The sequence below is a fragment of the Aquimarina ulvae genome, assembly GCF_053613295.3.
On record NZ_JBSIBP030000024.1, the window covers coordinates 1 to 7,358 of the forward strand.

Annotated in this window: 8 protein-coding genes and 1 pseudogene; 4 read left to right on the plus strand and 5 right to left on the minus strand. The window is 30.7% G+C overall.

The window, feature by feature from the left end:
- The 4 genes and pseudogenes from ACWGOQ_RS23720 to ACWGOQ_RS23735 form a co-directional block, all read left to right on the plus strand.
- A pseudogene (locus ACWGOQ_RS23720) lies at positions 1–183 on the plus strand (hypothetical protein); the annotation flags it as partial.
- A gap of 308 nt (positions 184–491) precedes the next feature.
- Complete coding sequence (locus ACWGOQ_RS23725) at positions 492–977, plus strand: RNA polymerase sigma factor (protein ID WP_452057937.1); 486 nt, start codon at positions 492–494, stop codon at positions 975–977.
- A 4-nt stretch (positions 978–981) separates the two neighbouring features.
- The gene (locus tag ACWGOQ_RS23730) at positions 982–1,590 is read left to right on the plus strand and encodes a hypothetical protein (protein WP_452057936.1); all 609 of its coding nucleotides are present in this window, start codon (positions 982–984) and stop codon (positions 1,588–1,590) included.
- 100 nt (positions 1,591–1,690) lie between these two features.
- The gene (locus ACWGOQ_RS23735; protein WP_452057935.1) at positions 1,691–3,088 is read left to right on the plus strand and encodes an alpha/beta hydrolase family protein; all 1,398 of its coding nucleotides are present in this window, start codon (positions 1,691–1,693) and stop codon (positions 3,086–3,088) included.
- A gap of 147 nt (positions 3,089–3,235) precedes the next feature.
- Here the strand turns inward: ACWGOQ_RS23735 and ACWGOQ_RS23740 are convergent, their stop codons facing one another.
- From ACWGOQ_RS23740 to ACWGOQ_RS23760, 5 genes are all read right to left on the minus strand, one after another.
- Positions 3,236–3,490 carry a YdeI/OmpD-associated family protein gene (locus ACWGOQ_RS23740; RefSeq protein WP_458202884.1) on the minus strand — a complete coding sequence of 85 codons (255 nt, stop codon included), beginning with the start codon at positions 3,488–3,490 and terminating at the stop codon, positions 3,236–3,238.
- 18 nt (positions 3,491–3,508) lie between these two features.
- Positions 3,509–3,817 carry a YdeI/OmpD-associated family protein gene (locus ACWGOQ_RS23745; protein ID WP_452057934.1) on the minus strand — a complete coding sequence of 103 codons (309 nt, stop codon included), beginning with the start codon at positions 3,815–3,817 and terminating at the stop codon, positions 3,509–3,511.
- Positions 3,810–4,760 (minus strand): alpha/beta fold hydrolase, encoded by a 951-nt coding sequence (locus tag ACWGOQ_RS23750; RefSeq protein WP_452057933.1) that lies wholly within the window; start codon positions 4,758–4,760, stop codon positions 3,810–3,812. Before ACWGOQ_RS23750 ends, ACWGOQ_RS23745 begins: the two co-directional genes overlap by 8 nt.
- Positions 4,761–4,846: 86 nt before the next feature.
- On the minus strand, positions 4,847–5,536 hold the full coding sequence (locus ACWGOQ_RS23755; RefSeq protein WP_452057932.1) for a helix-turn-helix transcriptional regulator: 690 nt from the start codon (positions 5,534–5,536) through the stop codon (positions 4,847–4,849).
- A 173-nt stretch (positions 5,537–5,709) separates the two neighbouring features.
- A complete protein-coding gene (locus ACWGOQ_RS23760) occupies positions 5,710–7,203 on the minus strand; it encodes an RNA-directed DNA polymerase (protein WP_452057931.1) in 1,494 nt (497 codons plus the stop codon).
- Between the last annotated feature and the right edge of the window lie 155 nt (positions 7,204–7,358).

Below are 7,358 nucleotides of genomic sequence, written 5' to 3' on the forward strand. Positions count from 1 at the left end.
CGAAAAATTAACACGATAGGAATACAGCAGGCAACCAAGGTAATGCACCTCTCAGCGACTGCCTATAATTTAAAAAAGTACCTGAAATTTATAAACAAAAAGGTAAAAAGCGGAGCAGCTATCTTTACTTTGTCCAGAATTTACAAAAAACTTCGTTCTATACTCTTTTTGGCATCGATATAAAGCCCTTAAAGATCTCAATTAAATAGCAAACAGTATAAAAAAAGCCTTCTTAAAAAGGCTTAGAATACGTCGTTTTTTAAAGAATTACTGGCTTGTGCAACGGTTACCGTTGTTACCCCCGTTTTTTTTGCCGATGTTCTTCAGTTTTTTCGAATTTATACACTTCACTAATTTTAGTGTTCTGAAAACGCAATATATTAAATTTTCCTCTCCGTTTATTATTAAGAATATTAAGCTCATTAAAAAAAATAAAATATTTTGTGCTTTTTTCAAATAAGTATATACTAATAGAGTATAGCGAATAATTTATGACACAAGAAAAACAATTTGTAGAAGTAATTCAAGATAATGAAGGCATCCTCTATAAAATCACAAGGTTGTATGCCAATGATGAAGAAGATCAAAAGGACTTATATCAAGATATTGTGTATCAGTTATGGAAATCCTTTAATACATTTAAAGGTAATTCAAAGCGAAGTACTTGGATTTATCGCATCGCATTAAATACAGCTCTTTTATATCTAAAAAATAAGAAAAGAAAAGGCTACAAAACATCACTCGATGAAATTGTTTTAATAAATGAAAATTATGACCCAGTCCTTGAAGACCGTCTTAAGATACTATATGCTCATATTAGAGAACTTGGGGAGATTGACAAAGGAATTATATTTCTTTTTTTAGAGGGAAAAAAGTATGAAGAAATATCCGAAATAACGGGTATGTCCACAAGTAATATAGGAACACGTATGGCAAGGATTAAAGAAAAATTGAACAAGCAGATAATAAAAAATTAAAATTATGGAACTCGAAGAAATGCAAGCGACTTGGTCTCAAATGAGCGACCAACTGGATAATCAGAAAAAACTAACCAATAAATTAATTATGGAAATGACTAAAGAACGTTATAAAAATAAAATTGGTATAATTTCAAAGTATGAAGGGATAGGTGCTGTCATCTGTTTCATAGCAGCTATTTTGCTTATTTCACGATTTTATGAGCTGAACACTTGGTATTTATTGGCCTCTGGTATTTTTACTGTTTGTTATTTAACTGTACTTCCAGTAATCGTGTTGCGTTCCATTAGAAGTATGAAAAACATAGACTTAACCAATAACAATTACAAAGAAACCCTAATAGCATATGCAAGAAAGAAAAGACAATTTCTGCTAACACAAAAAGTTGGTATTTACCTTAATTTTATCCTTTTGGTAGTTAGTTTACCCGCTATAGTAAAAGTATTTAAAGGAAAGGACATATTCATTACAAACATCAATTTGATATATTGGTACATCCCTGTTATGGCATTTTTTCTAATTCTATTTTCCATTTGGGGATATGGCAAATACAAAAATGTAACAGCTTCTGCTTCTCATATTCTGGAAGAGCTTGAAGATACATCTTCTTAAAGACCAAGTCAAAGACAAATTTTAATAAAAAATCAATCAAAAGTTTATGCTGAAAAATTTCAGCAAGGATTACTCTGTACTAATTTTAAAAATTTAAACTATGAAAACGAGCATAATAACAATTTGCCTATTTTTTCTAACATTAACGGTAATTTCACAGAATATAACAGGTATATGGAATGGTGCCATTGAAGTGGATATGGACACAAAATTCAATTTTATATTTAACATTCAAGATGATGGGAAAGCGTATCAAACCACCGTTGATATTCCGACACAAAGAGTCAATGGAATCAAGGCATTAAAGACTTTGATCACCGCTGATAGCTTAATAATTGACTTATCAAACGTAGGAATGAAATATAGTGGAAAACTCAATGCTAATCGCACTTTAATTAATGGTAAATTAGTCGAAGGCTTAAATACATTTTCCTTAAATCTGTCCAGGAATTCGATGCTCGAAACATCAAAATCCAGAAGACCTCAAGAGCCACTAAAACCTTATTCTTATATTGAAGAAAAAGTAAGTTTTGTAAATAAGGATGCCAATATAACACTTGCAGGTACTTTTACACGTCCTAAAAAAAATGAAAAACATCCTGTTGTTATATTGATAAGCGGAAGTGGTCCGCAAGATAGGGACGAAACGATATCACAGCACAAACCCTTTTTGATATTGGCAGATTACCTTACTAAACAAGGTATAGCCGTTCTGCGCTATGATGATAGAGGATTTGGTGAATCAACAGGAAATCATTCTAATGCAACTACTTATGATTTTTCTTTAGACGTAATTAGCGCTATGAATTATTTAAGAACAAGAGACGATGTTGATGTAAATAAAATTGGTTTAATAGGACATAGTGAAGGTGGAATCATAGCTCCTTTAGTAGCAAATAAAACCAACGATGTTGCTTTTATTGTTTCTTTGGCTGGTACTGGAATTTCTGGAACAGAACTTTCAGTAATTCAGTCTAAAACTATGCGTCCGTTTCCTGTACCTGATGAATTAGCTTATGAAAATGCAATTAGAGAAGCAATCAAAATTGCAAAACAGCATAAGAATGTTTCTGAGATAAAGCGGGAATTAAAAACACACTATAATGAGACCATTGCTCCCATACTTAAAAACTTAGGTGTCCCTGAAGTTAAAGTAAATGAAATAGTTAATGGATTAGTAGAAATACGCACAACCAAGTGGATTCGCTATTTTTATGACTATAATCCAGCAGATGAATACGAAAAAGTAAACTGTCCTGTCCTTTCATTGAATGGTAGCTTAGATACGCAAGTAGAAGCAAAAATTAATCAAGCTGGTCTGCGAGAAGCATTAGAAAAAGGAAAAAATAAAGATTATGAAATTATTGAACTTAAAGGTCTTAATCATTTATTTCAAAATGCCAAAACTGGTAAAATGGATGAATATTCAAATATTGAAGAGACATTCTCTGTAAAAGCTCTAAATATAATTTCGGATTGGATTTTGAAACGTACATAGAATTAAATAAACTGTTTTTTTGTAAATGGTGGGTAATGAATAGCTGTATGTTAAGCTTAACGTCGTTGTATAAATCGTTTGCGTAGCGATAGCGAAGACAAACTATTTGTACAATGGAACATACAGCTGGTTGTCTGCTGTTTTATTTTATCGAAATTGTTTTGGTTTCGTATTTCTACTAGCATTTTCTGCTATTTCAATAATTCTTTTTTGTTTAGTTTCATCTCTTTTAGCTAGTACAATCCAACTTAATAGAATTTTCTTTACTGATTTACTTAAACTCTCGTAATATTCTAAAGCTCCCTCTCTTTTGTCAAATTCTTTTTTTAAATCTTCAGGAAGAATTAGTGCTTCTACATCATCTAATATAAACCAAGAACCATTTTCCTTTGCCGTTTCAATAGCTTTATAGCCAGCTTCTCAAATAAGTTTTTTTGAAGTTAAATATTCTATTTTATCTTTATTTACCTTAGACCAAATACTGTTAGGTTTTCTTTTACTAAAATATTGGATGTACCTTTCTGAGTCAATTGTTTTTTTAGTACTATCTATCCATCCAAAACAGAGTGCTTCATCAACTGATTCACTCCAACTAATAGAGGCAACTTTTGTTGATTTTTTATAAAAAACAAGCCAAACAGACTGTTTCAACTGGTGATTTACTTCTAACCAGTTTCTCCAATCTGTTTGACTTTTAGGATAATATGTTTCTATTTCCTCTTTATTCATTATGTTGTTCTAACCATTTTAATATGGCTTGATTAGTTTCTTCAGGTTTTTCTTGTTGGATACAATGACCACAATCTAAACTAACTACGTCTACATTAGGAACAAAATCTGTTAAGTTTTCCGATTTAGGAATCATATCTTGGTCTCCATATATCATAAGTGCAGAGTGTTTAATAATTGGATTCACGTCTGCTAATAAATGCCAATTTTGGTCAAGGTTTCTATACCAATTTATACCTCCTGTAAATCCAGATTTTTCGAAAGCAGAAACATAAACAGCCAATTCACTTTCACTCATTATAGGGTCTCCAAGTGGTTTTTCTGCCTTTGCAAGATTAATCATCATCATACCTGGTTCAGGAATTGCAGGTGGAGTGTTCTTACGAAACAAATTACCAAGAAACTGAGATTTATGTTCATCCAATATAGCATCTGCTACACCTATTTGACGATTAAAGTGAACAAAATAGTTATCTGCTCCAAATATTTCTTCCATCCATTCAATCCAAGGTTTTTCTCCTCTTTGCATATATGGTAAAGCCAAATTTATTATTTTATTTACTCGTTCAGGATGCAATAAAGCTAGACTCCAAACAATATTAGCACCCCAATCGTGACCTATAAAGGTAGCTTTTTCATATCCGTAGTGGTCAAGTAGAGCAATTAAATCTCCCGTTAAATGTTCAATACCATATGCTGTTATTTCAGTTGGGCAAGATGATTTACCATAACCTCTCTGATTTGGAACAATAACGTGATAACCAGCTTTAACAAGTTCGCGAATTTGGAAACGCCAAGAAAATGCATTTTCTGGAAATCCGTGACAAAGCAAGATAGGTTTACCTTTATTCTCTTTGCCTGCTTCAAATACTTCAAGTTCAATACTATTGACTGAAATCATAGTAGATTTTGGAAATTCGATTGAATTAATACTTTTGTTCATTTGTGTCGTCATTTTTTGTTTTAAAATAATTATACTAAAAAAGTAAATTGGGTCGATGACAGCCTTATGGCAAGGGTAAAAAAGAGTTATTGATATTTGTCAAAATATTCCTGTAAAGTCATCCTATGTGGCTCGAATTTTTCTGTTAGAATTTCCAAATTTTGAATCCTGTCTGGTCTAAAAAACCTAAACTCGTTACGCAAACGACAAAATGCAACTAAATACCAATTTTCAGAATTTAATATGGCAAATGGTTCTATTATTCTAATTGATGCAGAATTTTCTTTATTGATATATTCTATTTTAACAAGGTTGTAATTAGTTAATGCATTTTGTAAATCTGATAAATTATTACTATTCCTTTCTCGATGTATGTTTTCGTCATAACGTGTACGTTCAAGAAGTACATTAGCTTTATCTTTTGTCGTATATTTTAGAATTGATTTAATTTTATCTATTGCTTCTGAATAGTCCTTAACAAATGATGCATCCTTACTATTTAGTACTAATTGTTCTGCAAGTATTAAAGCATTTGCTTGTTTTTCGGTAAACATTACAGGTGGAACTTTATATCCTTCCATTAATGTATAGCCTTTTCCTTCTTCCGTTAATAGAGGAACACCAGATTGTTCCAATGCCTTTATGTCTCTGTAAATAGTTCTTTTGCTAATATTAAATTTATTAGCTAATTCCGAAGCAGTTACAATTCGTTTGGTCTGTAATTGAATTAAGATTGATGTTAATCTTGATAGTCTATTTGTTTCGGAATAATCCATTTTTCAATGTAGTTATTGGTTTTTTCAAATGGCTTAAAACGTGTTTGTGTATGATTAGTGGCGTGTTTAGGCACCTAATTTAGCAAATAAAAGCTGAATAGAAAATTCGCGAGGATTTTCGTAAGTAGGCGAGAACTAGCCATTAATTATACACGGTGTTGTGCTTTCGTACTTTATACATAATATGATGCTTTAGCTATAATTTTCTTTATTTCCGTTTTTGAAACTTTTTTCTTTGTTTTACTAATTGTCTTTTCTTCTATTATAGATGTTTTATTGAAGACATTTTTTAATTTGTCATTTAGCCAATCAATGTTCCATATTTTTACTGAATTATCTGTCACTTTTTTGCAAAGAGGTTCAGAGTAAATTTCAGCTTTATTGATTTTTAAATTTAGTCTTTGAAACCAAACCATCATAAAGGAAGAATTAGGCACTTCTTTGAATTTATTTCTAATCTTATCAGCTAATATAAGTTTATCTTTTTCATCTTTAATTCTGCTTAAAAAAATACTCAAAATTGCGATGCAAGTAGGAACAACTCTTGGATTCCTCAAAGCAATTTCAGTCGCAAGGCTAATTAAAGTCTCTAAATTGTAATCGTTTTTCTTCGACTTTTCGAGTACAATTAAGAAATCACGTATTTGAGTTTCTATTGTTCCAGAATTAGGGAATTTTTCTGAAAGAAGATATAGTTGTATTAACCACTTTTGCTTACTTCCAGAAATAATTTGGTTGCTTATCCAATACCTCTTATCAGGTTTTAGAGAACTTTTAATAATGTCGTCAGACGCAATTGTTTTATCCGCATTTAATTTAAGTCCAATATTCGATAAAATTTCCGAGAGTTCTTTTGCAATTTGTTCTGCTAAAAAGGAATTGTTTGTAAATATTCTATAATCATCTCTAAATCTTAATATTTTATAGTCAGAAATGCCTTTTGAGTCTAATTTTTCAGTTAAAAGCAAGTCGACATAGCCTAAAACTATTTCGGCAATAAAATCCATTAAAACACTTCCTTGAGGAATTCCGTTTGTTTGTCCATAACTCATATCTTGTAAATGGTTGTCAATTGCATTTCCAAGTAATGAATTCCTTCTGTTCTTTTTTGCTTTTGTTTTTGTATGAATTGCCCAAGGAATTGAATGTGTATAAATTGAGCTATAACAATTAGCTATGTCTGTATGTAAGACATATTTATAATCTAATGCAAGTGTTAGTGATTTTTGTTCTATCATTTGCCACCAATTTAAAATCTGGGCAGTTTTATTGGTTTTTGATTTTGATTCAGAAATAGCAGGCAAACTATGGCATTCGATTTTATCGTTTGCTTGAAAAAGAGTGAATCTTTCCTTTAAAATTTTCCAATTAGTTTCTTTTGTAATTGTGTTTACCAAAGAAACATAAATTGCTGGATTTATTAATTGAAAAGGTCTCCAAGCAAATTTTCCATCTTTATTGGATAAAAGTTTATAATTAACATTCTCTATATCTCTTGGACTTTTATCTCTAAAATCTGAAATATTTTTTCCATTAAGAGTTTTGTCAATATTGTCAAGTAATTCTTGAAATGAAAAGTACTCTGGCAAACTGATATTACTATAACTTTCTCTTTTTAAAAATAAAGATTTGGCTTCTTCATTATTCAGTTTTAAAATGTCTTTCATTTATGTTACTCGGTTTTTTGGGTATGAAGCACAACAATGTTATAAAGGATATATGTCCTTTATATTCTATATATATTTAATTATAACCGTCGAATTAAACGTTTAATTCGACGGTTATAATTTATTTATGCGCTGAAAATAACGTAAAATTCCCA